General features: G+C 54.8%; 24 protein-coding genes. 15 read left to right on the top strand and 9 right to left on the bottom strand.

The window, feature by feature from the left end:
- Positions 1-11: 11 nt before the first annotated feature.
- A complete protein-coding gene (locus Q0792_RS18685; RefSeq protein ID WP_298844468.1) occupies positions 12-1,298 on the bottom strand; it encodes a ferredoxin:protochlorophyllide reductase (ATP-dependent) subunit N in 1,287 nt (428 codons plus the stop codon).
- Positions 1,295-1,807, bottom strand: a complete 513-nt coding sequence (gene bchF / locus Q0792_RS18680; protein ID WP_298844465.1) for a 2-vinyl bacteriochlorophyllide hydratase — start codon at positions 1,805-1,807, stop codon at positions 1,295-1,297. The genes Q0792_RS18685 and bchF overlap by 4 nt, the downstream gene beginning before the upstream one ends.
- Positions 1,808-2,102: 295 nt before the next feature.
- Here bchF and Q0792_RS18675 point away from each other — a divergent pair, with 295 nt between their 5' ends.
- Genes Q0792_RS18675 through idi form a run of 6 tightly spaced genes read left to right on the top strand, consistent with a single transcriptional unit; the run spans position 2,103 to position 8,283 of the window.
- Entirely contained in the window at positions 2,103-2,885 is a 783-nt protein-coding gene (locus tag Q0792_RS18675) for a cobalamin-dependent protein (RefSeq protein WP_298844463.1), read from the top strand.
- Positions 2,882-4,309 carry a transcriptional regulator PpsR gene (gene ppsR, locus Q0792_RS18670; RefSeq protein ID WP_298844460.1) on the top strand — a complete coding sequence of 476 codons (1,428 nt, stop codon included), beginning with the start codon at positions 2,882-2,884 and terminating at the stop codon, positions 4,307-4,309. The genes Q0792_RS18675 and ppsR overlap by 4 nt, the downstream gene beginning before the upstream one ends.
- A 54-nt stretch (positions 4,310-4,363) precedes the next feature.
- Positions 4,364-5,263 (top strand): chlorophyll synthase ChlG, encoded by a 900-nt coding sequence (gene chlG, locus Q0792_RS18665; RefSeq protein WP_298844457.1) that lies wholly within the window; start codon positions 4,364-4,366, stop codon positions 5,261-5,263.
- Positions 5,260-6,564, top strand: coding sequence for a BCD family MFS transporter (locus Q0792_RS18660; RefSeq protein WP_298844455.1), 1,305 nt, complete (start codon positions 5,260-5,262; stop codon positions 6,562-6,564). The genes chlG and Q0792_RS18660 overlap by 4 nt, the downstream gene beginning before the upstream one ends.
- Before the next feature lies 1 nt (position 6,565).
- Positions 6,566-7,747 (top strand): geranylgeranyl diphosphate reductase, encoded by a 1,182-nt coding sequence (locus Q0792_RS18655; RefSeq protein WP_298844454.1) that lies wholly within the window; start codon positions 6,566-6,568, stop codon positions 7,745-7,747.
- Complete coding sequence (gene idi, locus Q0792_RS18650; RefSeq protein ID WP_298844452.1) at positions 7,744-8,283, top strand: isopentenyl-diphosphate delta-isomerase; 540 nt, start codon at positions 7,744-7,746, stop codon at positions 8,281-8,283. Before Q0792_RS18655 ends, idi begins: the two co-directional genes overlap by 4 nt.
- Positions 8,284-8,403: 120 nt before the next feature.
- On the opposite strand, the gene Q0792_RS18645 is transcribed toward idi, so the two are convergent.
- Entirely contained in the window at positions 8,404-8,805 is a 402-nt protein-coding gene (locus tag Q0792_RS18645; RefSeq protein WP_298844449.1) for an FdtA/QdtA family cupin domain-containing protein, read from the bottom strand.
- A gap of 159 nt (positions 8,806-8,964) precedes the next feature.
- Here Q0792_RS18645 and Q0792_RS18640 point away from each other — a divergent pair, with 159 nt between their 5' ends.
- From Q0792_RS18640 to Q0792_RS18620, 5 genes are all read left to right on the top strand, one after another.
- The gene (locus Q0792_RS18640; RefSeq protein WP_298844446.1) at positions 8,965-10,068 is read left to right on the top strand and encodes a DegT/DnrJ/EryC1/StrS aminotransferase family protein; all 1,104 of its coding nucleotides are present in this window, start codon (positions 8,965-8,967) and stop codon (positions 10,066-10,068) included.
- A gap of 666 nt (positions 10,069-10,734) precedes the next feature.
- The gene (locus tag Q0792_RS18635; protein ID WP_298844443.1) at positions 10,735-11,784 is read left to right on the top strand and encodes a glycosyltransferase family 2 protein; all 1,050 of its coding nucleotides are present in this window, start codon (positions 10,735-10,737) and stop codon (positions 11,782-11,784) included.
- Between the two features lie 148 nt (positions 11,785-11,932).
- Positions 11,933-13,045 (top strand): rhamnan synthesis F family protein, encoded by a 1,113-nt coding sequence (locus Q0792_RS18630; RefSeq protein WP_298844440.1) that lies wholly within the window; start codon positions 11,933-11,935, stop codon positions 13,043-13,045.
- Positions 13,046-13,414: 369 nt separating this feature from the next.
- Positions 13,415-13,750, top strand: coding sequence for a hypothetical protein (locus Q0792_RS18625; RefSeq protein ID WP_298844437.1), 336 nt, complete (start codon positions 13,415-13,417; stop codon positions 13,748-13,750).
- Positions 13,747-14,970, top strand: coding sequence for a DUF563 domain-containing protein (locus tag Q0792_RS18620; RefSeq protein WP_298844434.1), 1,224 nt, complete (start codon positions 13,747-13,749; stop codon positions 14,968-14,970). The genes Q0792_RS18625 and Q0792_RS18620 overlap by 4 nt, the downstream gene beginning before the upstream one ends.
- Before the next feature lie 57 nt (positions 14,971-15,027).
- Here Q0792_RS18620 and Q0792_RS18615 read toward each other — a convergent pair whose 3' ends face one another.
- From Q0792_RS18615 to Q0792_RS18605, 4 genes are all read right to left on the bottom strand, one after another.
- Positions 15,028-15,576: a GNAT family N-acetyltransferase gene (locus Q0792_RS18615; protein WP_298844432.1), complete on the bottom strand. Its 549-nt coding sequence runs from the start codon at positions 15,574-15,576 to the stop codon at positions 15,028-15,030.
- Positions 15,573-15,797, bottom strand: a complete 225-nt coding sequence (locus Q0792_RS20145; RefSeq protein WP_367276792.1) for a WxcM-like domain-containing protein — start codon at positions 15,795-15,797, stop codon at positions 15,573-15,575. Before Q0792_RS20145 ends, Q0792_RS18615 begins: the two co-directional genes overlap by 4 nt.
- Positions 15,798-16,111: 314 nt before the next feature.
- A complete protein-coding gene (locus Q0792_RS18610) occupies positions 16,112-17,197 on the bottom strand; it encodes a DegT/DnrJ/EryC1/StrS family aminotransferase (protein ID WP_298844782.1) in 1,086 nt (361 codons plus the stop codon).
- Positions 17,197-18,048, bottom strand: a complete 852-nt coding sequence (locus tag Q0792_RS18605) for a glycosyltransferase family 2 protein (RefSeq protein WP_298844429.1) — start codon at positions 18,046-18,048, stop codon at positions 17,197-17,199. The genes Q0792_RS18610 and Q0792_RS18605 overlap by 1 nt, the downstream gene beginning before the upstream one ends.
- 296 nt (positions 18,049-18,344) lie before the next feature.
- Here Q0792_RS18605 and Q0792_RS18600 point away from each other — a divergent pair, with 296 nt between their 5' ends.
- The 4 genes from Q0792_RS18600 to Q0792_RS18585 are packed head-to-tail and all read left to right on the top strand — an operon-like array spanning position 18,345 to position 22,112.
- A complete protein-coding gene (locus Q0792_RS18600) occupies positions 18,345-19,337 on the top strand; it encodes an NAD(P)-dependent oxidoreductase (protein WP_298844425.1) in 993 nt (330 codons plus the stop codon).
- 13 nt (positions 19,338-19,350) lie between these two features.
- A complete protein-coding gene (locus tag Q0792_RS18595; RefSeq protein WP_298844422.1) occupies positions 19,351-20,070 on the top strand; it encodes a WbqC family protein in 720 nt (239 codons plus the stop codon).
- Between the two features lie 9 nt (positions 20,071-20,079).
- Complete coding sequence (locus Q0792_RS18590) at positions 20,080-20,928, top strand: hypothetical protein (RefSeq protein WP_298844419.1); 849 nt, start codon at positions 20,080-20,082, stop codon at positions 20,926-20,928.
- Positions 20,925-22,112 (top strand): hypothetical protein, encoded by a 1,188-nt coding sequence (locus tag Q0792_RS18585; RefSeq protein ID WP_298844416.1) that lies wholly within the window; start codon positions 20,925-20,927, stop codon positions 22,110-22,112. The genes Q0792_RS18590 and Q0792_RS18585 overlap by 4 nt, the downstream gene beginning before the upstream one ends.
- 46 nt (positions 22,113-22,158) lie before the next feature.
- Here Q0792_RS18585 and Q0792_RS18580 read toward each other — a convergent pair whose 3' ends face one another.
- The gene (locus Q0792_RS18580; RefSeq protein WP_298844413.1) at positions 22,159-23,301 is read right to left on the bottom strand and encodes an FkbM family methyltransferase; all 1,143 of its coding nucleotides are present in this window, start codon (positions 23,299-23,301) and stop codon (positions 22,159-22,161) included.
- 371 nt (positions 23,302-23,672) lie between these two features.
- Positions 23,673-25,445 (bottom strand): ABC transporter ATP-binding protein, encoded by a 1,773-nt coding sequence (locus Q0792_RS18575; protein WP_298844410.1) that lies wholly within the window; start codon positions 25,443-25,445, stop codon positions 23,673-23,675.
- Positions 25,446-25,809: the final 364 nt, after the last annotated feature.

Genomic DNA, 25,809 nt, shown 5'->3' with positions numbered 1-25,809 from the left:
AGGGTGAAGCTTCATGGGGTGGCCTCCAGCTCCAGAAGCTCTGCGCGGCGGATCGGACGCGAGAAGAGGCCCGCGAGATCGCCCGCCTGTTCGTAGAAATGCACCGGCGTGAAGACCAGTTCGATGGCCCATTTCGTCGCGAGACCTTCGGCCTCCAGCGGGTTGGCCAGGCCAAGGCCACAGACCGTCAGGTCAGGGCGGGCTTCGCGGCAGCGGTCCAGCTGCAGATCGACGTCCTGGCCCTCTGACAGGGTGGGCCCCTGCGCCAGCATGTCGAGGTCCGGACCGACGATGCCCTTGTGAATGAAGGGAGCGCCGACTTCGATGGCCCGCATGCCGCATTCACGGGTCAGAAAACGTGCAAGCGGGATTTCAAGCTGGCTGTCGGGAAAGAAGAAAACGGATTTGTCACGCAGGCTTTCGGAGGCCTGTGCAATCGCTTTGCGCGCCCGGGCGCGGGGCGCTGCCGTGACGCGGTCAAAGGTTTCGACGTCTACACCGAATTCCTGTGCGATTGTGCGCAACCAGGCCGTTGTGCCTTCCTCACCAAAGGGGAAGGGGGCGGCCAGATGACGGGCACCGCGCCGTTCAAGTGCTGCGTGGGTGTCACCGAGGAAAGGCTGGGTCAGGGCAAAGACGGTGTTGTCACCTACCCCGAGGTCCGTATCAGCGCGCGGTGCCGGGAGCACCCGGATCGGGCCGACGCCCATGTCTGTCAGCAGCGATACCGCCTGTTCCTCGACCACGTCGGGCAGCGCGCCCACAAGCAGCAGTTGCCGTTCATCTGTTTTCGGCAGAACCGGCACCATCGAGGCAAGGCAGGCGTCTTCGCCCTGTGTAAAAGTAGTTTCGATGCCGGAGCCGGAAAAGTTCAGCACCCGGACCGACGGTGCGTATTTCTCGGTCATACGCTCGGCAGCGCGGGACAGATCCAGCTTGATGACCTCCGACGGGCAGGAGCCCACCAGAAACAGCTGCCGGATGTCAGTCCGCCGGGCCAGAAGCTGGTCGACGACCTTGTCGAGCTCGGCCTGTGCATCTGCAAGGCCGGCGAGATCGGTCTCCTCGAGGATTGCCGTACCGAAACGTGGTTCGGCGAAAATCATCACGCCGGCGGCGGACTGCAGAAGGTGCGCGCAGGTGCGGCTGCCGATCACGAGAAAGAATGCATCCTGCATTTTGCGGTGCAGCCAGATGATTCCCGTCAGTCCGCAGAAAACCTCGCGTTGCCCGCGCTGCTTGAGAATCGGCTCGTCGCGGCATCCACCGGTTGCGCTGATGCGGGGCAGGTCGTTCATGCGGTCACCTCCGGGCGGCCCTCAGAGAGGGCAGAGGCCTGCAGACGGGCGGCCCGCAGCTTGAGCAGAAACTGGACGGCGTTGACCACGTATGCCGCATAGGCCGCAAGAGCCACGGTCATCTGTGTCTGCGCATCCATTGCGCCCGAAAACAGACCCCAGAGATAGAGCGTGTGCAGCGCGATGACGGCAAAGGAAAACACATCTTCCCAGAAGAAGGCAGGTGCGAAAAGGTACTGACCAAAAACGATTTTTTCCCAGATCGCGCCGGTGACCATTATGACGTAGAGCGCCAGTGTTTTAAGCAGGATCGAGACAGTTGCCGCGGCATAGCCCTCGCCGGTGGAAAGATAGCGGAGAACAAGGACAAGAGAGACAAGAAAGATGACGAACTGCAGGGGTGCCAGAATGCCCTGGATTGTGGTCCAGACCGTTGCATCACGGCGCGCGCGTTCCTCGGGCGAATAGAGGCCCGGCGGGACGCTGTGTCGTGACTTGTCCGTGTGCATCCGGTGGTGACCTTTTCTGCCGGCGGTTACCCGGAAAGGTGCGACTTTTGAAGAAAAGTGTCAACTATAACTTACACAGGTCGGATTCGCGCATGACAGGCTTTCATGACAGTTTTTTAAGCTGAAATTAACGAATTTGGCCAAAATATAAGGAAAGGAAAGATATCGCGTCGGGGAATCTGCCCGTTTCTCCGCAAATATGTCAATTTGATTTGACATTTCGGGGTGAAGGGCAGACGCTTGACGCGCAAAGCGAGTCCGGGAAGAGGATGCCCGGAATACACTGGGAAAAGCCATGTCGACGGAAGATCATACTGACCCGCGTGGCGCCCTGCGCAACCGACCGGTTCATGTCGACGCGCTCGCGACGCGGGTAATATCGGTGCTGAGTGACAGGCAGGCTGTGTCCGTAGACGGCCTGCGCCGCTTTGTCCTGGATCATCTGACCCGTGCGGTGCTGAACCCCGGTATGTACCGCGCTGACGATCTGCTGGAAGAGCTGCGCGGCCACCGGGTTACCAAAGACGACATTATAGACAATTATGTACCCTGTGTGGCGCGTGAGATGGGCTATGCCTGGTCTGCGGACGAGATTTCATTTGCCCAGGTGACTGTTGCGACACTGCGGCTGCAGGCCCTTGTCGGGGAAGCATCGCGGACGATGCATTTCGATCACAAGACAGACCAGGGACGATTGCATGTGCTCGTTCTGGTGCCGCCGGGCGAGCAGCATTTTCTGGGGGCCAGCGTGCTTGACGCACAGCTGCACCGGATGGGCTGTGAGGTCAGCAGTTCCTATGATGAGGATGCGGGATCCCTGACATTCCGGCTGATGCAGGATCCACCCGACCTGATTTTGATTACATGTGCCAGAACCGAAACACTTGAAAGTGTGCGCCGTACGGTGCAGACCATCAGGAGCGCTGTTGGAGATGACGTCGTCATTGCCATGGGTGGCGCAGTGAACGGCGACAACAGAGAACTGAGAGAAAAGACGGGCGTGGACATTGTGACAAGGCGCGTAGCAGAGGCTGTCTCCCATTGCACAGCTAAACCTGCTGCCTCACTGCGTTTATGACTTCGGGTGGCAAGACCTTCTGGAGCAGCGGCGCAGTCCCACTCATAGAACCGGAATTCCTGAGCAGCATCATTGGTGCGGCCTCTGATATTGCGCTTGTCGTTTCTGCCGAAGGCATCATCCTGTCGGTGGTTCTGAATTCTCACAGCGAGTCCTTTGGCAATCTCAAACACTGGGAGGGGCGGCCGATCGTGAAGTTTCTCACGGTGGATTCCGTTCCGAAGTTTGAGCAGGCGCACAATATTTATCTGGACGGTGAAGTCCCCTCGAAACCGCTGGAACTGAACCACAGCGACAATGCCGTCTGGCAGTATCCGGTGCGCTATACATTCCACCGGTTTGGTCACGAGAACGCCGTACTGCTTCTTGGCCGGGACCTGCGGCCGATTGCTGAGACCCAGCAACAGCTGGTCCAGGCGCAGATCGCGCTGGAGCAGGGTTATGAGGCCCGCCGTGAATTTGACGCCCGCTACCGGGTTCTGATGTCCAACACGTCGCAGGCGGTGGCTTTTGTTTCTGTTCTGACCGGGCGGATAGAAGATGCCAATGACGCAGCCGCGGCTGTGCTGGGGCTGAGTACCGACGCGCTGCGGGGCAGTGCGTTTGCACAGCATTTTGCAGACCGGTCCAGTGTCGAGCTGACCGAGGCGCTGATGAATGCCACCCTTGCGGACGAGGGCGGGCAGGTGACGCTGAAGGCGACACGCACCAGTCAGCAGGTTGTGCTGCAGCCGGTTGTGTTCCGGGCAGCGGGACAGAGGATACTGATGTGCCGCATGAGCACCGGCGGCGATGCAGCGAAACCGGCCGAGGCGGGGGCGGAGCAGATGATTTCGCTGTTCCGCACGGGTGTTGACGCGATGCTCTTTATGTCGCCCAAGGGTGTGCTGCTGTCTGTGAACGAGAGTTTCCTCGATCTGGTCGGTGCGCCGCACATGTCGGATGTGATCGGGCGCAGCTTTGCGGATTTCCTCGGGCGTGGACAGATCGATCTTGGCGTACTGACGGACCAGCCACAGCGGTCCGGGCAGATGCGTTTCTATGCGACACGTCTGGTAAATGACCTCGGCGCGCGTGTTGCGGTCGAAATTTCGGCAACACAGCTTGATGACCCCGAAAACCCGGTTGTGGGCTGTATCATCCGTGATGTCAGCCGGACCGAAGCCTCGCGCAGCGGCAGCAGTGGTGCTGCACCGGGTCAGATGCCGCCCGAACCCGCGCGCAAGGTCATGGACCTGGTCGGGTCCGCCTCGCTCAAGGATATTGTGGCCGAAACCACGGATGTTGTTGAGAAGATGTGCATCGAGACCGCGGTGGAGCTGACCAACAACAACCGCGTTGCCGCGGCCGAGATGCTGGGCCTGTCGCGCCAGAGCCTCTATGTAAAGCTGCGCAAGTACGGCCTGCTCGCCAAAAACAGCTGAAGCTGCCGGTTTACCGCTCTTGCACCGACTCAATGTGTCAGTCATAGTTGACACATGTCTGTCAGTCAGGTCATACAGTCGCGCCGTTTTCCTGAACCCGCCGCAGCACTGCGTCTGATCAAACCGATCACGTGGTTCCCGCCTATGTGGGCGTATCTGTGCGGTGTTGTTTCATCAGGTGTGTCGCCGTCAGGGCAGTGGGGTCTGGTCTTTCTGGGCGTGCTTCTGGCCGGTCCGGTTGTCTGCGGGATGAGCCAGGCCGCGAACGACTGGTGCGACCGGCACGTGGACGCCATCAACGAACCCGACCGTCCGATCCCGTCAGGCCGGATACCCGGACGCTGGGGTCTTTGGATTGCACTTGCCATGTCTGTGCTGTCGCTGTTTGTCGGCTGGCAGCTGGGCCCCTGGGGCTTTGGCGCAACCGTTCTGGGTGTGCTTGCCGCGTGGGCCTATTCTGCCGAACCGGTGCGCCTGAAAAGGTCTGGCTGGTGGGGGCCGGGCCTTGTTGGGCTCAGCTATGAAACACTGCCATGGTTTACCGGTGCAGCTGTGCTGAGTGCCGGTGCACCTGCTTTGCCGGTTGTCGTGGTGGCACTGCTCTACGGCATCGGCGCGCACGGGATCATGACACTCAACGATTTCAAGGCACTTGAGGGCGACCGCCAGACAGGTGTCAATTCACTGCCTGTTACGCTGGGACCTGACCGCGCGGCGCGTGTCGCCTGTGCGGTGATGGCAGCCCCGCAACTGGTCGTGGTGGCCCTGTTGTTCGCCTGGGGGCGTCCGCTCTATGCCATCGGCGTTGCGCTGGTGCTGCTGGTGCAGTTCTGGGCGATGACGGTGATGTTCCGCGACCCGAAAGGCAAAGCACCCTGGTATAACGGAACAGGCGTGCTTCTTTATATCATCGGCATGATGATCACCGCCGTTGCCATACGGGGGCTGACATGACGCCGCTTGGATGGGCAGGAATTGCGCGTCTTGGCCTGGTGCAGATGGCACTGGGATCGGTCGTGGTTCTGACCACCGCGACAATGAACCGGGTTATGGTGGTAGAGCTGGCGCTGCCGGCCATTCTGCCGGGCCTCCTGGTCTCTCTTTATTACGGCACTCAGTTCCTGCGCCCCCGGTTCGGGCATGGCGCGGATCAGGGTGGTCGCCGTACGCCATGGATTCTGTGCGGTGTCGTGTTGCTGGCGCTTGGCGCGATCTGTGCGGCTCTGTCGGTTGGTCTGATGGAGCGGTCGGCCTGGCTGGGGATTGCGGCTGCGGTGCCGTCCTTTCTGCTGATCGGTCTTGGCATCGGCTCTGCCGGAACCAACCTGCTGGCCCTGCTGGCAGCGCGTGTTGACGAGAAACGTCAGGCGCCGGCTGGCAGCCTCGTCTGGATCATGATGATTTTCGGCCTTGCGGCGACCGGCATTACAGCGGGTATCCTGCTGGATCCCTACAGCCACAGCCGGCTGGTGGCAGTGACGACAGGCGTATCAGCGGTGGCGCTGATGCTGACATTCGTCGGGGTCTGGGGCCAGGAAGGGCAGGGAGCAACAGCACCCGCCCGGGACCGGGCCGCGTTTGCCGAAGTAGCGCGGGAGTTCTGGGCGACCCCCCGCATGCGCAATTTCACGCTTTTCGTCTTCGCCTCCATGCTGGCCTACAACCTGCAGGACCTGATCCTCGAGCCCTATGCAGGCCATGTCTTTGGCCTGACCGTCGGTCAGAGCACACAGCTTGGTGGCATGCACCACGCCGGTGCCCTGTCGGGTATGCTGCTCGTGCTGCTCTCCGGAACACTGCTCAGTCGCTGGGTGCATGTGCCGATCCGCATCTGGGTTGTCGGCGGCTGTGTCCTGTCAGGTGTCGCGCTGACAGGCCTGGCCTGGGGCGGAGGACGCGCGCCGGACTGGCCGTTGGGGCCCAATATTTTCCTGCTGGGTCTGGCCAACGGTGCATTTGCCGTGGCGGCCATTGGCGCAATGATGCGGTTGTCGCGTGAAGGCAATGATGGCCGCGAAGGCCTGCGCATGGGTCTGTTCGGCGCAGCTCAGGCCATCGCCTTCGGGGCAGGGTCCTTCATCGGCACGGCCATGGTCGACACGATGCGCCACGTCACCAGCAATGATGCAACCGCTTACGGCGTGGTCTTTACCTTTGAGGGCCTCGTCTTTCTGATTGCCGCCGCTCTTGCGTTGCGGCTGACCTCACCGGGCGCCACCACTGAGGGTCGCGCCGCAATGATGCCGGGAGAATGATATGCAGTATGATGTAGTCGTCGTAGGTGGCGGCCCGTCCGGGGCGACCGCAGCACTGGACCTTGTGAATTCCGGTCATCGGGTTGCGCTGCTTGACAGAGAGGGCCGGATCAAACCCTGTGGTGGGGCCATACCTCCGCGGCTGATGCAGGATTTTGGTATCACCGATGACCAGTTGCTGGCCAAAGTGAATACCGCACGCATGATCTCGCCCACCGGGCGGATGGTGGATATCCCCATCGAAAACGGTTTCGTGGGAATGGTGGACCGCAAGGATTTTGACCCGTTTCTGCGCGCCCGCGCCGCAGAGGCCGGCGCCGATTATTTCACCGGTACCTTTGTGCGCATCAAACGCCCGGAGGGAACGCCGGTGGTGGTCTATCGCGACAAGGCCACGCAGGAAGAGCGTGAGCTGCCCTGCAAACTGGTAATCGGTGCGGATGGTGCCAAATCCCGTGTAGGTCTGGCCGAAGTAAAGGACGCGGACAAGGTACCGCTGGTTTTTGCCTATCACGAGATCATCAAAGCACCGCCAAAGTCCGAAATCTATGACCCGAAGCGCTGTGACGTGATCTATGACGGATCTATTTCACCGGATTTCTACGGCTGGGTTTTCCCGCATGGTGACAGCGCCAGTGTCGGCATGGGCACAGAGCTGTCGTCGGTTAACCTCAAGCAGGCGACGGCCGCTCTGCGCGAAGCCTCCGGTCTTACAGACTGCGAGACAATCCGCAAAGAGGGCGCGCCCATTCCGCTGCGACCGCTGGACCGCTGGGACAACGGGAAAGATGTCCTGCTGGCCGGGGATGCGGCGGGCGTGGTTGCGCCGTCTTCGGGCGAAGGGATCTATTACGCAATGGTCGGTGGACGTGTGGCGGCCACAGCCTGTGCTGCGACCCTGGCCTCGGGCCGGGTAAAGGACCTGCGGCTTGCACGGCAGTTGTTCATGCGCGAGCACAAAATGGTTTTCCGTGTGCTTGGGTCGATGCAGAACGCCTATTACCGCAGTGATGAGAGACGCGAACGCTTTGTATCGCTGTGTCACGACATCGACGTGCAGCGGCTGACATTCGAGGCGTACATGAACAAGAAGCTGGTGCGCGCCCGGCCCATGGCGCATCTGAAAATCGGGATCAAGAACCTTGCGCATCTGACCGGGCTTGTGGCAACGACGCGCGTATGACGATCATGATCCCGGCCTGGGTGAACGGCACGCTGACGCCTGTTGAAAAGCTGGAAGCGCACGTCAAAGGGCTGCGCCACAAGGCCGTTTCGGTTTTCGTGCTGAAGGGCGATGCGGTGCTGATGCAGCAGCGCGCCATGTGCAAATATCATACGCCGGGGTTGTGGACGAACACCTGCTGCACACACCCGCAATGGGATGAGGCGCCGCTCGACTGTGCGAACCGGCGACTGGACGACGAACTGGGCATCACAGGTCTTGCGCCGGAGCACCGGCATCATCTGGAGTATCGCGCGGAAGTGGGGGGCGGGCTGACGGAGCATGAAGTGGTCGATGTCTACGTTGCAGAGGCCGACGAGAGTCTGGTTATCAAGCCCAGCCCCGAAGAAGTTATGGCCGTGGAATGGGTCCGTTTCCCCGACCTGATCCAGGATGCACAGCAGCGACCCGAACGCTACACCCCCTGGTTGCGGATTTATCTGCGCGATCATGCGGGCACGATATTCGGTGCCCTCGCGGAGGATGTGCGCGGTTAACCAGAGCATTGTCTGAAAGGCTGGAGCAAGACGACTCTGCGCCGGTTAATGACGGCATGGGTCAATTCCAGATCAGACTACTGATGTCAGCTTGAAGGGAAGAAGTCTCAGTTCTGTAGATCACACTGCGGCGAGGTACTCATCCCAGTCTCGTATATAGTCGCTCTCGTCATATTTCTCTGAGGCCAGTACCATGCAGACCGCGCCCGATGAGAAATTGTCGAGATACCGCCACATCATCGGGCAGACATAGATGCCATAGTAAGATCTGTTCAGATGAAATCTGCGTTCGTTCGTCCCGTCTTTGAGAAGCAGATCAAAGCTGCCGGACATGCAGATGACGAACTGATGCAGGTTCCGGTGTGCGTGTTCTCCGCGATCGGAACCGCCCGGGACGTCATACAGGTAGTAGACCCGCTTTATATCAAACGGGATATGGTTGCCCGCTTCAACAAAAGTAAGGTTGCCGCGTTGATCTGTAATCCTGGGCAGGTCGATTTGGCGACAGTCAGAAAGGGGCATGTCAAGGTCACTCAGTTAGCTGACAAAACCATATTTGAATGCCGCCGTCGTCACAAGGCAGCAAGTTGTTTCCAGGGCCTGTCAAAGTCAGGATAAACCGGTGTAAACAGGGATGCATCGCCTGCCTGCGAAACCTGAATCTTTTGGAGAATCCATCCTATGCCACCGGTTCCCTTTCTGGATCTGAAAGAAGGATATCTGGAACTCAAACCAGACATTGATGCGGCTGTTTCACGAGTTGTGGAAAGCGGGTGGTACATCCTGGGGCCGGAGGTCGAAGAGTTTGAAAAGCGGTACGCGGAATTCTGCGAGGCGAAGCACTGCGTGACTGTCGCGAATGGCCTGGATGCCCTTGTACTGAGCCTGCGCGCACTGAATATCGGGCCAGGTGATGAAGTGATTGTGCCTGCCAATACATTCATCGCTACCTGGCTTGCTGTGTCGGCTGTGGGTGCGGCGCCCGTTCCTGTTGAGCCCGATCCGCGGACCTGTAACATTGACCCGGCACTTATCGGTGCGGCAGTCACGACACGGACGCGGGCCATTATTGCGGTGCATCTTTACGGTCAGCCGGCTGACATTGATCCGATTCTCGCAATGGGTCAGAAACACGGGCTGGCCATTGTCGAAGACGCTGCACAGGCCCACGGTGCCGTATACCGGAACCGGCAGATCGGCGCTCACAGTGATGCGGTGTGCTGGAGTTTTTATCCGGGCAAGAACCTTGGTGCCATGGGTGACGGTGGCGGCGTTACAACGAACCGCGACGACGTTGCTGATCGTCTGCGCGTTTTGCGCAACTATGGTTCGCGTGAAAAATACATTAACGAAGTCCAGGGTCCGAACAGTCGTCTGGATCCTGTTCAGGCTGCAGTGCTGAGTGTGAAACTGGACCACCTGAAAAAGTGGAATGCACGTCGCCGCGTCCTGGCCAGACGTTATCTTGATGGTCTGACAGGTGTTGGCCTGCCTTATGTGCCCAACTGGGCGGACCCGGTCTGGCATCTGTTCGTTATCCGCCACCCCAAGCGGGATCAGCTGCAGTCAGAGCTTACGGAACTCGGCGTCGGTACCGCAATCCACTATCCTGTGCCGCCTCATTTGCAGCAAGCCTACGCGGATCAGGGGTTCAGCAAAGGCGATTTTCCTCTTTCGGAGAATATGGCCGGGGACATGTTGAGCCTGCCGATCGGCCCGCAACTGACACACGCGGATCAGGACGTTGTCATTGATGCCGTAAACCGGATTGCCGCCAGAATCTGAATCTTTGCACCAGACTGGCCCTCGTACCCGGAAATGTCTTTGTGACACAGTCGGTTCGGCAAAACTGTGATCTTTTCTTTCTTGGAAAGTACAAGGTGATTAGATGCCTGTTATTGCGTCGAATTCTCTCGCTTTGGTCATTCGCCATCTTTCCAGATATTCAGTTTTTGTTGACGGTGATCATGGACCAGCCGGGTAAAGCCGTCAGGTGCCGACACCGGTCTCAGAGTGACGGCTGCTGAGGTCAGCGCCGTTTCGCCGGAAAGTTAAACGTCACCAATGATGGATGTCCTGTTGTTCTTTGGAATGGTCCGGGATTTGTCCGCTGGAGGCGCGCCCACGTTGCACGGCGCAGAAAAGAGCTGTTTTGGCCGGACAGGAAGAGACTGAGGGGCGCATGGGTTTCAAAAGACGTGGCAGGATGACGATGTTGGCCCTGGAAGATTTCGAAGCTTTAAGAAGGTTTTTTTCTCGCCCTCTGCAGTTGCTTTGGCATGCTTTCAAAGTGGTTTGGACGCGGAATAACCGACGGTTTTTCGGATGACAGCATGTTGCGCAAGAGTTAGTTTTCTGCAGTGCATTAAGGTTTCCGGCCTGGGTTTTTGCGGAAGCCCGGAGCCTTCTTGATGCGCTGAGTGCTCCATCCTGAGAAGGTAGAACAACCGCATGGCAAAACAGACGTCACTGGCGGCATTGAATGACGAAACGGATGTGCCGTCTGTCGCAGTACTGGTTCTGACTTATAACCAGGAAGACTTTATCCAACCCTGCCTGGAGAGTCTGGTCGCACTGAACTATGCAGCGCTGAAAATCTGGGTACTCGATGATGGATCAACAGATGCAACAGCCGCCAGGGCGCGGGAATTTGCAAGGACTGCTCCAAAGGAAATTCATCTGATCGAACAGGATAACAGCGGTGGTCACATTTCTGGCAATCTGCAAACGCTTCTGGAGTCCTCAGAAGGGGAGTACATCCTGTTTATGTCCGGGGACGATATGCTGGGTCCGGCTTTTCCATTGGAGAAAACAGTTCGGGCGTTGGAAGGTGATCCCCGGATTGCACTTATGCTCGCGCGGGCTGTTCCCTTTGCCGCTGACCCCACAATGCGGATGCAGAACATTTACCGACCCGACCTGCTGCAGCTTCTGAACGCAGGAGACGCGCGCCAGTTACTGGAACAACACCTCTATGTTCAGGTGTCGCGACTGAACCTGCAGGGAATGGTTGTGCGCCGGACTGTTACAGAACGCATGGGTGGGTTTGATACCGACTTGATTGCCGATGACTATGCATTCTTTATGCGTGTTTTCGGGGAAATGGTTTCGACGGGCATGCGGTTCTGTTTTGATCCTGATGCTCTGTGGCTGTACCGCTTACATGGTGCCAACGTGCACAGGGTCACACGCCGGCAGTTCACACTGGTCGCAGAAGTGGTCGCAAAGTATGTCCCGGCTGACAGATGGCGCGCTTTCAGATGGGATACGATGGGGATGGATAGTCTGCAAGACTGGGAATGGGCACGGCAGAAGACTGCGGAATTGTTTGGCGCCGAACACGCACCCCAAATCACCCGGAGATTTGCAAATGCATCGATAAAGGCGGCGCGCCGGCGCAGGGACAGGAACGCTTTACTGGCGTTTGCGTCAATGAACTATCTTACATTCAGGCAACGCGCGCATGCGGCAGTTTCGCTGGTTCCCGCGTGGTTTGGTTGAGCGGGGCCACGTTGTGCCGACCGTGGTATGTGCATTGAAATTATCCGATGATTCAGGGATACGTCGTCGTCCCCAGATGTACAGGTAAAGGCGCGAAATGATATCATCGTGGAAAATCAGGCGTGAATTCAAGCGTTTGATGCGTAGTGTGATCAATTTTCCGGAAGGGCTGCTCACATGGTTCTTTGGCGCCCGATACTATGATGTGGTTTTGTCAGGAAGCGTCCGGCAGGAACCCGGCGCGCAACCGGCGAGCCCGCGTCGGGCCGTATATCTGATTTTTCCATCGGAAGGTGTACTTGCGTCCCATGAGCGGAGCCTGCGTTATCTGACTGAAAAGGGCGTCGCCACAACGGTGGTTTCCAACGTCCCTCTGTCCTCAGATGACAAGAAGCGCATTCTGAACCTGTGTCATCATTATATCGAGCGCCCGAATTTCGGATATGATTTTGGGGGTTATCGTGAAGGCGTTCTGTCGCTTGGTGCTGACATTCCTGCGCTTGAGCAACTCATTTTGCTGAACGACTCTACGTGGTTTCCTATTCAGGATACCACCGACTGGCTGGAGGATGTCGAAGCTCTGGGTGTGGATTTCGCGGCTGCCGCATCCAACTATGGTTTGCCCAGACCAGAGCCTGAGGCATTTGCGGATATCGAGTTTGACTATCGCGTGGATCACCCGAATTTCCACTATTGTTCTTTTGCGCTGAGTTTTTCGAACAAAATGCTCGGCCATCCGGGTTTCCTGAATTTCTGGAAGCGTTTTCCTTTGAGCAACAGCAAAAAGCGGACCGTGCGTCGTGGAGAGATCGGTCTGACCCAGTGGGCGCTGAAAAACGGGTTTTCGCATGGTGCCACATTTGATGTCGGGCGAATGAAGCAGAAGCTGACCCAGCTGGACGACATCCGGTTGCGCCGCATTGCCAGCATGCTGATCATTATGGATGACCGCAGAATGCGAGAGGTTCAGCAGCGCGTCGACGTAATTCTGCCCGATCTGCCCAGGGACGACGTTATAAGTTTCATTTTGACCGCCGCCGCCCGCAAGGGTGTCAGCTATGCCACCGCAGAATTTAACATCTTTGACTGTGGGTTTCCATTTCTCAAGAAATCTCCACTTTGGCTTGACCCCGATACATCCAGGAAAACGCTTGAAATACTGAGAAGACTGACCACACCCGCTTCTGAAGAAGCTCTGAACGAAGCGCAGACAACAGTCAGACGCCGCTTGGCGTCCACAACCGTCCGCGACCCCGGGTGAGTGTATGAAAGGAAATGCTTGCTGAACGAGCTGAACTGGAACCTGTACTGAATTCAAGATCGCATAATCCCTTCGCGCCTGTCACGTTCAGGTCAGGTTTGAATGCCGGCTGTTCGGCCGTTTGACGCAGAAAAACCCGAAGCGGTGAAACAGAATCTCCGGAACCGGTTTTTTGCGAAGTTGCAGCACCCTGTGCACCAGTTTTTATAGTCCCCACGGCAAAAAACACCGTGTTACCCGATAGCGAAAGCCAGGTCCGTGATGCTCAGCCTATTGTGAAAACCATCGCCCAAGTTCGCCAACTTGATGGTTGTTGGCCCGTAAGCGGGACGTTATCTGGGGACGACTGCCAGGACTCCAGCCAACTTTATGTACTCTGATATTTCCCTTCCGGTAACTTGTGAGTCCGGTGAAAGCGTTGTGCGTTTGCTGGCAGGCACTGACAATGCGGTGGATGAAAAAACCATTTTAAGGGAAGAAGCCGGAATTGCGCATGACCCTGCCGGGAAGAAAAACGACGGCCATTGTGCTAGCCTCTGTCAGAACGTTTTGAGCTCCGGAGCGGTCAGATTTGACGAAAAGTGGCTGTCGGCCCGCTTTCCGATCGTCAGTATTATGGCTGGATTTATGATGCTAAATATACCAACAGAATGCGCGACCAACGCGGACAGGGCTTGGGTTATTATCTCAGAAGGATACGCATGAATTTTCGCCGAAGCCTGATGAAAAGGCTGATCCGTCTGACATTCAGGGAAGGTTTGCTGAAAAACAGCGCGTCCGGAGCATTGAGGCTCTTGGGCTATACGACCGTCGATGCTGCTCCTTATCAAAACGGCGCGTCGGTGCAACTGCCGGCGATTACGGGCGTCTCTGTTTCGCAGGTTACGGCGCCACAGGAACTCGGGGCTGAGCAAAAGATCATCCGTGAAGAACTGCCCCCGATCAGCCCATTGATCTTTTCCGATGTAGTGGTGCGTTCTGACAGTTCTGTCTTATGCCAGGACGGGTATGGGTTGATGCCTTCACTGGCATTTAAAAACAAACACCGTGTTTCCTGGGAAAACGGGCGAAGTTGTGCCTTTGATGCCGATGGCCGTCTTGTTTTCGAAAACCGACCACAAGAACAGATTGTCAGAGGGATCTGCGGTTTCGCTGAGGCGTCATATAACTGGTATCACTGGCTGATTGAAATTTTGCCAATGATCATGGTGGCCGGGGATCTTGGTGCCGAGTATGCAGACTGGCCGCTACTGGTGCCTGAAGAAGCCTTCGGTAACGCGACATTTCGCGAAACTCTGGATCTCTTCCGAGGAAACAGGGAAGTTGTGGCGCTGCGAAAAACTCATCAATACCGGATCGGAGAATTGCTTTTTTGTCCACCACCCGTCTTCGGCCCGTTCAACATGCAACGCGGGCATTGGCCGGAGCCATCAGATTACAGCCAGAACCTGGAAGTGATGAAGTCTTTTCGCTCCGCGGTACTGGAAAAACTGGCAGTAACAGCGCGACAGGACGGGCCAAGGCGTGTCTTTCTCGCGCGTCCTTCCGATGTACGTCAGTATAATCAGGATGACATCATTGCCGCTGCCAGGAAAAAAGACTTTCACATTGTCTATCTTGAAAAGCTCAGTTTTCGCGAGCAGGTTCAGATACTGCATGATGCCGATATTGTGGTCGGACCCTCAGGCGCGGCCTGGGCGGGCTCGCTTTTCATGCGCCCCGGGACAAAAGGTCTGATCTGGGTACACAGGGAATACATGGGGGGCAGTTTTTTCTCGAACCTGACATGTGCATCTGGAAGCCAGCTTACGTATTTGCCAGTTGATTCCAGTGACAAGATTTCTGGCACGCGTGATACCGCAAAAACGGCTTACACACTTCCCGTGGACTCTTTTGTCGCGCACGTAGACGCACTTACAGGGTGAGTTTTCTCCTGCAGAATCAGATATTTAATCCTTTAATCGCCGTTCGAACAGGTCTGGTCAACCTGACATGTATGCTTTTTCATGTTTCGCACGATCACGCATGAATTGTGTTTTGCTGTACTCAAAGAAAACATCCTGTTCGTTGCTTCCGGTTTTTCTGGCTCCGAAACGATCATGAAACGCCAAAGTTCGTTGATTGTCGGCGCGGACGTCAAATCTGGAAATACTTAGCCCAAGGTGCTCAAAACCTATCCTGTAAATCAGCACCGCACTCTCAAGTGCAGCTTTTGCCGGCTTGTTCTCGTCCAGGATCCAGCTGCCCCAGGTAAACTGTTTATTTTCAATGTTGTAGAGGCGTACTAACCCACAAGGAGTTGCGTCAGAGCACCGCTCAATCACATAGTAGTACTCAGTGCCCAGAGCTTCGCGGGTCTTATAACGCTCAATCCACGCACGCTGATCTTCTGCAGTGCCGGACACTGTGGAAAGAAAAGTGTTGTATCTGGGGTTAACGCGTAACGAGTGAATGTAAGTGGCGTCAGAGGGCATAGCCAAACGCAAGGACAGGCGCGAGCCGTCAATTCTGTCCAGACCGGTTGCTGTCATTGGAAAAGCTCAGGTAGTGGCAAAGTGTTTATTCCCGTCTTTGATTTAGTCATTCGCTCGTATGCTTCTGACTCCAGAACCATGCAATCAACCCTAGCAGATAAGTCACCCGGATACTGCCACATCATTGAGCGGAGCCAGAATGAACAGTAAGAGCGGTTCAGAGTGAACCGTCGTTCAGATGACCCACTTTTCAGAAATAATTCAAGGTTTCCAGACAGGAGACAACGAACGGGTTCAGGTTTTTATGCGCATATTCGACCCGGTCAGCCCCCCGGTACATCTGAGAGAAAGTGGCTACCACATTCTGTGAGGTTCAGTTCTGGGCACCGGACGTCATGGGGTGCACTGAATGGCTGTCAAAAACCGCCGGGGGATCGCGCTTCTGGAGAGAGCCCGGAAGCTGTCGCAAAGCCTGGCGATCGTCAGCCTTGCAGAGTGTTTGCAAAGGTGGGTATTTCCGGGTGGAGTTGTCACAGATTTCGTGACCATCGACATGATGAAATCGAAAATGCAGCTGTGTTCGGGTCGCCAGTCAACAATCAGACCAGCTCAACATCTGGCGTGCCCTGGGTGTTGATGTCAGCATTTCGCACATAGGCTCAAAATACGTATTCACGCAGGTCCAGTCGAACGGAAGGCCCAGAAGACCGGAATGAAGCGCAAACGAATTCGGGTGAATCGTCCTGTCGGCCTCCGGAGAGAGTGACCACCACTGGCGCAGTTCAAAACCGTTTTCAACCATTTCAGATATAAGGCCGGCAGCGTCGTTGACGCGCAGATTCAGCGTCAGAGTAGGGGTCCTGAAGTCATGATAGAGGTTCAGACCATAGCCTTGCGCCACACTGCTGGCCTGTTCTTTTGCCTGCATAATTGTCTGCACATTGGTCTCGAAGTCATCAAGACTGCTGAGGCCGACGGCAGCGTTGAACTCGGACATTTTCGCATTGAACGATCGCTCCCATTTTTGCGACCTTTTGGTATCAATTCCAAAGTTCGTGAGTTTCTCTATGTGATCCGGGATGTTGTTCCCGAAAACGCAGAATCCACCTTCGCCTGCGCTCAGTAACTTCGTTGCATGCAGCGAAAACACTACGATCACATTGGGCGGTATGTTGCTCAGCTTTTGCCTGTTGTAGAGCAGGGCGGGAAGGCAGGCCGCTGCGTCAATAATGACAGGGCATGGAACGCTGGCTGCAAAATCAAACAGCCTTTCGAGGCTGCTCGTACCGAATGTTGCGGTCAGGTAAACTAAATCCTGAGGGGCAGGACAGTCGTCTATCACAGGCAAAAGAGCTTCGTCGAGATCATACCACAGGCATTCCCGATCCAGCATTTTTGCGACTGAAAACGTCGCAAAAAAGGAAAATACCGGGAAAAACCCACGGCACCGCGGGCCGTTTTCGCTGGAAACCACTTCGCAGGCCGCCGACAAGAGGGCTGTTGCATTTGATCCCAGGCATGTCGATTCAACCGGCACAGATAGCTGTTCTGCCAGTCGTTTCTGTAAAAGCCGACTGCAGGGTCCAAAATTTGAATATGTCTGAGCGGCGTCAGCCGTTTCAAGATATTTGGTTATATTGGGCAGCGATACCCGGGGGCACCGTAGTAAATGCACCATCAGCTGACCTTCGTTCCTGACGTGGAAATCCTGTTCCATATGCGGAGAGACCGCCTTCTGAGCTTCCTTGTGGCAAACCGAAGTTTGTTGGCTGGCGTGAACGCCCGGAAAACTTTGTAGTTCAGTGCACTGTTGGCACGGTTTTTTTCCTGCTCAGTCAGAGAATTCCAGACGCCACCAGAATGCACTCGGTACGTGGACATAACGTCTTCGGAAACGAAGATTTTGCCGTCCCGCAGCATTATCCAGTTATATATCACATCTCCCACGGCCCACGACTGGTCTCGAAAGAGCGGTGGCATCACGGCCTGATGAATGTTGCGGTAGAGGTAAGTTGAAGCATGAGAATAGAGCACAACAGAGCCCCACAGGTCGATCAGATCTGACGTTGAATAAATGCCAGCCGGCAAACCTTTCTCGACATGCTCCCGACCTGTGGCATCTTCCAGAATGTTGTATCGATGACAGGCTGCTACGCACTCCGGATGCGCCTCCAGGGCGGCGACCTGTTTTGCAAACTTGGTCGGGTCGGTAATATAGTCGTCTGAGTCGATCCTGTAGTAATAGCGTGCTTGCATGAAAGGCTTCAGAGCCGCATCAAGTTCGATGATCGCCCTTTTTCCCAGGCCGGTATTGGCCGTGGTGGAAAGAAAGTGAATGCTGGCGTCGGGATGCGCACGTTTTATCTCCGCGACAGTTTCCTTCGATCGGTCAGTCGAAAAATCGTCGACAACTACGATATCGACCGGGAAGTCGACTTTCTGCGCGAGTATGCTTTCGAGACATTTTGGAATGAAATGGCAGCGATTGTAGTTGTTGACGATACAAGTCAGGCTTTTCGCTTGTGGCATCAGGTCAACTGCTCTCTGCTTTTTCCGTGAAACCCCTCATCGGGACGGCGGGCGCGGCGTCAGTTTTCAACGCAAAGGTGTTCCCACGCATGCCGTTTCGTCCATCGGTATGCTATGTGTTTGGAACGGTCAAGTCATGCCGGAATGCCTGAAGCATTGTGTGAAATGGGTCATTCGGGGGTGCGCAGCATTCTGCTCAACCTCGCAGCGGAAACAACTTTGGCTTGTAAGGAACGCGTTGCCTTGTGGGGTCGTGACCTGTATGCCGGAACCCGGTTAGAAGGACTGATCAGACTATGAGAGTACTTATTTTCGGAGCGACCGGAAACTGTGGGCGGTACTGCGCAAAACGGTTTCTGGACAACGGCTGGACTGTTTTTGGGGTTGGTCGTTCAGATTTTTCTCTGTCACATCCGAAGATGACATTTGTCCGCGGCGACATCAGAGACAAAACGCTGTATGAACTGCTGCCGCGCGATGTTGATCTGGTGATCAATTTTGCCGGTGTTCAGCCCAGCATCCTGCCAACGTCAGAAAAGACCGATCTTGACGCGACCTTGCAGTCCTATGTTGATGTGAACATCTCAGGTGTTTTCAATGTTCTGGAATTTGTCAGAACGAACCAGATTCCGGCGTATGTCTACACGACCTCTCATCGCGACTACGAAGAGTACTGGCGCAATGACAGATTTCTGGAAAACGATCTTCCGCCAGCGATCAACTACAGCGGCGATCACGTTATGTATGCGATCACGAAGACCAGTGCCAAGATGATCGGTGATTATTATGGAAATGCCTTCGGTGTAAGGGTCTTCAATCTGCGACTGCCCATGATTTTTCTGATCCCGGAAACGCCCTTTTATCTGAGCCACGGCAAACCGGCCATGATGCCATTTCTTCAGATTATTCGTGAAGCGATGGCAGGGCGACCACTGCAGATCTGGGGCGACAAGGATATGGTCCGGGATTACGTTCACATTGATAATCTGATGTCCCTGATTGAGCTGTGTTACGAGAGCGATCTAAATGGTGGAACGTTCAATGTTGGCACCGGCGAAGCTGTGACTACGGAAAATTTTGTACGCAGCATCGGCACTGTATTTTCGCCGGACCCGAACAACGTCGTCTATGAATATTTTCCGGATAAAAGAACTTACAAGTGCGCTATCTACAACGTCGACGAACAGAAAGAGAAACTTGGGTACGAACCTGTTTTGCTGGACGGCATGCTGAGGCGCCTTAAGCAGGCGCTGGAAGACGGCGACTGTGTCCGCAAATGGGGATGGTAACTGAGATGTCTCTGTGAGCAAGCTTTGGCCCGAGGGTGCTGGAAGGCTTGGGATTATGCAGCCCTACTTTTTTCCTTATGCGCAGCAACTCCGCCATATTGCGCAATGCGACAGATGGATAGTTTTCGACACTCCGAAGTTCTCGCGTAAGTCCTACGTCACCCGAAACAGAATCCTGAACAAGCAGTCGGGCTGGAGCTACATCAATGTGCCAGTCGCCAAAGGCGCATCCCGTGGCAGTATCAAGGATGCCGGGTTAGGGTCGGTCGGCTGGCGCGCAGATCTTTTGGATGCCCTCAGAATCTATGAGCACTCCGCTCCTTACTACAGAGTAACGATTGAATTTGTTCAGACCTGTATTGCGGATGATCATGAAACGATAGCGGATCTGAACACTTTCTGTCTGTCATCTCTGTGTGTACTTCTGAATATCGATACGAGGATTGACGTTCTGTCGCAAATGCCCGTGGAGTTGCCTGATGCAATGGCTCCGGGTGAATGGGCCTGCCACATCAGCAAAGAGATAGGGGCCCGTATTTACTCCAACGCTCCGGGCGGACGCTCTTTGTTTGATCCTGAAGTCTATCGCCGTGCAGGTATCGAACTTGAATTTTACGAGCCCTGTGAACTTTTGTATGAGACGCCCGGGTTTGAATTTGTACCGGATTTGTCGGTGATTGACACACTTATGTGGATCGGACCCGGGGCACTCGGTGAGTGGTGTAAAACGTAAGGGAAACAGATGCGAGTCCTACTTCACTTTGGCTTTCCGAAAGCCATGTCGTCCACGCTGCAGTTCGGATTGTTTCAGCCGTTGCACGAGCAGGGGCTGGTCAATCTCAAAACCTGGCGCCTTAACGACCCGGCTGAGCACCTGGACCTGAGACCGAGCAGCAGATTGTTCAACCGTCAGGATATACTGCCACACTCTCTCGAGTTCAAAGAAGGCATGCTCAACATCCTGAGTGATGAGAGCTTTACTGCACCCTACAAGCTCAGACGCAATAATTACGGTGATGATATTGAGGATCCGTCCAACTTTCCGCGTGCAGTGAAAGAGCAGATTGAGGCGGTATATGGAGAGGGTATCGAGTTCATTCCTTTGATTGTGATCCGAAATCAGGCTGATCTGATTTTTTCGCAATACGTCGAAGAATATAATCTGAAAAAATATAAAAACGTGGACCTGCTGTTTGATGAGGCAGGCAACATTGACCCCAGTGGCTTCGAAATTTATCGCTTCTATACCTACATTCAGATTCTTGAAAACGTCTTTGGGGCTGGCGTACCCAGAGTATTCCTTTTCGAAGAGTGGCGGAGTGATCTTAGCGCTGCAAGTAAGGCGATGGCGGATTTACTGGGGGCAGACCTGGAAGGGGTGCGACAGAACCTGGAGGGCAGTCATTTCAACAAGAAAAAGAAGTCGGCTGAGGGTTATTTTGCCAAGGATGAAAAGACTTTCATACCGAACCTGAATTCTGAACAAAAAAACGAGATTCTTGAGGCGTTCGATGAGGACAACAGGAAGCTTCAGGCGTATCTAGGTACAGGGTACGACCTTTCGTCACTTGGATATTTCGGGTTCAGATGAGACAGCAGTATCCGCCGTGTATCCTGATCGGTGACGTCACCCGGCAGTTCGTCAATATCTGCCGCAGCCTGCGGTTCTCGACGCATTGCACATTCCTGATAGCGTCGGAGAGGGCACCATTCGATACATCTGGTCATGTCCACATGAGTTGGTGTTGCCTCGACAGTCTTACGGATGCGACCTTTCCCGCGGATGAACCGGTACTCGTCATCTTTTGCCTCGGCGGAGAGGTAGTAATCGAACACTTTGATGATCCGGTAAATCTGGGTGGATATCTGAGTGAGTGTGTGTGGGACCTTAAAAACCGACAGCCTTTGCAGACTGCCAGTCGTAAAAACCCAGCTGTGCCAGTCGATCAATCCGGATCCCTGGGCGCCATCGTTGCCCGCTGTATCAGTACACACCTTGCAGGGTCGGGCGAAGCGTGGCGCGCCGATGTTGTATTGATGCTGGACTATGAAGGCGTACCCCGGTTTCTGGGAGGCATGTGGGCTGGTATCGATGGCAGCCGAACGTCTCTGAATCTGTTTTCGCCAGAGTTGCATTCCGATATTCAAAGCGCGGAATTTGGAGCTTTGCGGTTCGTCGGTTCAGAAAACAGCATTTTTTCATTGTCCATAACTGATGACGGATCGGGCGGGAAACCCGATGTGTCCCTTCTGGCCTGTCATAACAGTGACAGCTGGACGATGCTGCGGGCGGTAGGCATAAACATACCTTTGATTATCGTGCAGAATTTTCTGCGTCGAAAGGTTGTTACGCACTATTTTGTGTCGCCGAGGGATGTCACCTGGTGTCGGCAAGACGATTTTCCCAGGTATGGGTTTGATTTTGACCATGCCTATTTTGATCTGGATGAAACACTGACCTGGCTTGGCGGGCCGCTTGTTGACGGGATTAGTGCGCTGCGGAAGCTGTACAGTGCCGGCGTATCTTTGACTCTCATTACCCGACACACAAAGCCCATCGCCGATACGTTGGCGTCTATTGGTGTTGATCCAACCTACTTCCGAAAAATCATTCCAGTAAAGAAGACCCAACTAAAGTCTTCATACATCGGTAAGCGATCGATTTTTATCGACAACGAATTCGCCGAGCGTCATGATGTCCGGAAGAACTGTGAGATCCCGGTTCTGGATGTAGATCAGCTCGATTTTCTGCCGCAGCTTTCTGCATCGGTTTAACTGCGCAATCACGAAGTATCGGGGCCATGGTGGCCTGGAAACTGCTTTACCTGCAATACAGAACGATTTCTCCTCCAAACCCGGTCGTGCAGTCCAGATAGAATTCGTAGTCATTACGAATTGAGTGAATCAGTGTGGGAATTGCCAGCAAGTCATCCCACTTGTGGTACGCGCTGATTGCCAGTTTCGGTTTGAAATTGCGAATTGTATCTGACGCACCTGTCAGTGCAGGGATTTCGGCTCCTTCGATATCCATTTTGATGAAATTGACAGTTTCCAGGTTCCGGTTCGAAACGAAAGTGTCAATCCTGCATGTTTTGACGGTTGTTGCACCTTTCTGATCAGACAAATAGGCGCCCGGACCAGGATTGGCGACGCTCAGAAGTTCATCATTAACGTCGGTCAGTGCAAGAAAGACAGGTTCAACATTTACGCCAGGATTCAGAGCGACCTGCTCTTTCAAGACCGTCAGGCCATCTTCCAGAATGTCGAAGGCAAATACCTTTCCGGCTTTTCCATCACTGGCCTTGGCGGCCAGATATGTGGTGGTGTCGCCCCAGCCTACGCCCCCGTCTATTACAATATCACCCGGGCAAACACTGATGTGAACATCACCGTGATTATATTCGTATAACCGACCTGCAAGATGATTGTTTACTACCGTTGGTGCGGTAAAAAGCTCGATCGACGGAGAGTCGAATTTGACTTTTTTCAGTTTCCAGCCATAGATCAGCCGTTCCCCGGTCGCATTCAGAATACTGTCAGATGCTTTTTCATAAGTCTCTACGAATTCGTTGGTAAAGGTGCTCAGACGCATATTCTCCGGGCCAACAATCTTCATATAGATCAGCTCAGCGAAAAGCGTTTTCGAGGCTTCATTGCTCATCAGATCGTATGTGCTAGCAAAACTGGCGTATCGGATACGCAGCAAATCCTCAAAGCCCTGAGGATCCCTGTCTTGAATGTTACTGCCTCTCAGTTTCCTCAGAGCGTATCGTACTGTCCGGGCCAGACGCTTTATCATCGGTTTTTTTTCGTTGTGGACAGGCTCTTCAGCAAGAGCCTCACTATCGTCGAGCAAGTGACGTTTGTCCCGACCCCAGCTGAAATAATCCTCGGGCACATCCCAGACCGTTCTGGTTGCATAAAGATCATGCATTTGCTTCAGTCTGTCTTCGAATCCACTCACTTCGGGCTCCTCGCGCTATCGTTGAGATGGTTCCCCATCGGTACCAAAGGCTTTGTGAAAGCACCACCTGCAAATAGCCGGGCTCTGGGTGACAAAAGGGGCAGGGCCTGCTGGACCAACCGCACGAGAAACACTGCCATTTTCGATAACCTCCACGTGTTCCATTCCTGCGAAAGCGAGGAATGGTTTCCAATCTGTCTGGAAGCCGTTTTTGAGTGTTGCTGTATTCAATGTCGCGCTGTCCGCCGGAGTGTTTTGCAATCCAGTCCGGCTCATCGCAGGGGCGTTGGCACAGATCGCTGGTCTTCTGTTGCAGGAACATTTGTCCTGCACCAGCGCGTATGACTATCTGTTACTGTGAATCTTGACATTCATTCATGCGGCGCTGCAGTGCTGAACTGACGGTCGTACAGCGACCGGAACACGCCATTCTGAGACAGCAATTCGCCCTGAGTACCCTGTTCAATCGCTTCTCCGTCTTTAATAACCACGATTTTGTCGGCGCTCAGGATCGTTGAAAGCCTGTGTGCGATCACGATGGTAGTGCGACCTTTGGACAGGGTCTGCAGGGCCTCGGTCACAAGGTGTTCGGATTCTGAGTCCAGCGCGCTTGTTGCCTCATCCATGATCAGAACAGGGCTGTCTCGCAGAATAGCCCGCGCGATTGCGATCCGCTGCCGTTGGCCGCCAGACAGGTTTCCGCCGTTTTCACCGACGTCAGTATCATATTTTTCAGGCATTTTCTGAATAAAATCATGGGCATTTGCCGCTTTGGCCGCCGCATATATCTCTTCATCAGATGCGTCTTCGCGACCCAGGGCGATATTCTGTCTGAGTGTGCCATCGAACAGGAAAGTCTCCTGTCCTACAAAGCCGATCTTATCGCGCAGGGACCCGAAAGTCGTCTCGCGGATATCCAGCCCGTCTATCTCAATGGCTCCTTTTTCGGGATCATACAGCCTGAGGATGAGATTGATTATTGTGGATTTACCGCCTCCTGAAGGGCCCACCAGTGCAGTTGTTTTCCCTGCCTCGAAAGTGACGGTCAGGCCGCGCAGCAGCGGTTCTTTGTCGGTGTAACGGAAATCGACAGCCCTGAATTCTATCTGGCCAGCCCCGTCCGGCAAAGGCCGCGCGTTCGGGGATTCTCTTACGGAGATCGGAGTATCGAGGATCTGATACATGAAGCTTACGCCGACAAGCCCCGCCTCGATGCTCACACGCATGCGGGCAAGACGTTTTGCGGGTTCGTAGGCCATCAGCAAGGCGGTAATAAAGGACATCAGCTCGCCAGGTGATGTAGCATTGCTTCCGAAAACGCCCACTGCGCTGAGCGCAACAATGCCGGCGATAGCAAAACCCGACAGTGTCTCCATCAGAGGGCTTGTGGCCCCGTTCAATCGGGCCATTGCATTCGAGCGGTCCTCCACTTTGGAGATCGCTGAATTCATTCTTTCGGCCATATGTTTTTCAAGGGCAAAAGCTTTTACGACGCGAATGCCGGAGGATGTCTCCTGGATGACCTTTATGATTTCTGCGGACGACATCATGTTTGCTTCGACGATGCCACGAACCCGTTTCAGGATGAGGCGAACGCCAAGGATGGCCACCGGGCCGAAGATCAAAGAGAAAAGCGAAAGGGTAGGCTGCTGGTATACCATCACGATGATCAGCCCGATCAGTGTCAGCAGATCACGCACAAAGCCCATGATCAGGGTATCAATGACAGCCCGTGCTGCCTGAGCGGAGCTCGTTACCCGCATCAGAATGTTTGATGAATCCAGCGAATTGAAAAATGACACGCCGTGCTCGAGCAGCCGGTCGTAGAGATTGCGTTGCTGGTTGGCGACAATCCGGTTGCCGGCGCGGCTGAGGAAAACCACTTGTGTGTAGGTTGCAGCACCTTTCAGAGTGAAGATCGTCGCGACACCGGCTGCAACCGCCAGAACTCTGCCACGATCCCCGGACTGGACAAGAGAGTCGATTATGTCCTTCATGATCCAGGCCGTAAGTGCGGTTGTGATCGCGATGACAATCATTGCGGCCATTGCGATACCGTAGTTGAGCGCCTGAAATTTCAGGTTCTCACGCAGCAGTCGTCGCAGCATGTCAGAATTGATATTACCCTGAAAACGGTCGATCATTTGGACAGCGCCCTGATACAGAAGAACCTCCTACGTAGGCAGGATAACGTTGCCTGTAAAGTACAGCAGGAAACGGCGCAGCGTACACATGTTCCCAGTACCGAACGCCGGCCATGAGTCAGTGCGCCGATACACCGTCGTAATTGTCGCGGAACCACCGGTGACCCGGATCCTGACAGAAGCAAGCTTCAGGCTTGCCTGTTGTCAGCTTTTGGATGACATCTTTTGTGTGTTGCCGAAATCGAGCTTGAGGAACACCACGGACTGCAGACTATCGAAATAATTTTATAATAGGGATTATGTAAATAAATTTCAGTGCACTGACGCCTGAGACGGCGATGTTTCAGCGCTTGCAGTTATCCGC

It is taken from the genome of uncultured Roseobacter sp. (genome assembly GCF_947495025.1).
GTDB lineage: Bacteria > Pseudomonadota > Alphaproteobacteria > Rhodobacterales > Rhodobacteraceae > Roseobacter.
Note: the sequence above shows the minus strand (reverse complement) of the source record. Positions and strands in the feature narration are given on the sequence as shown.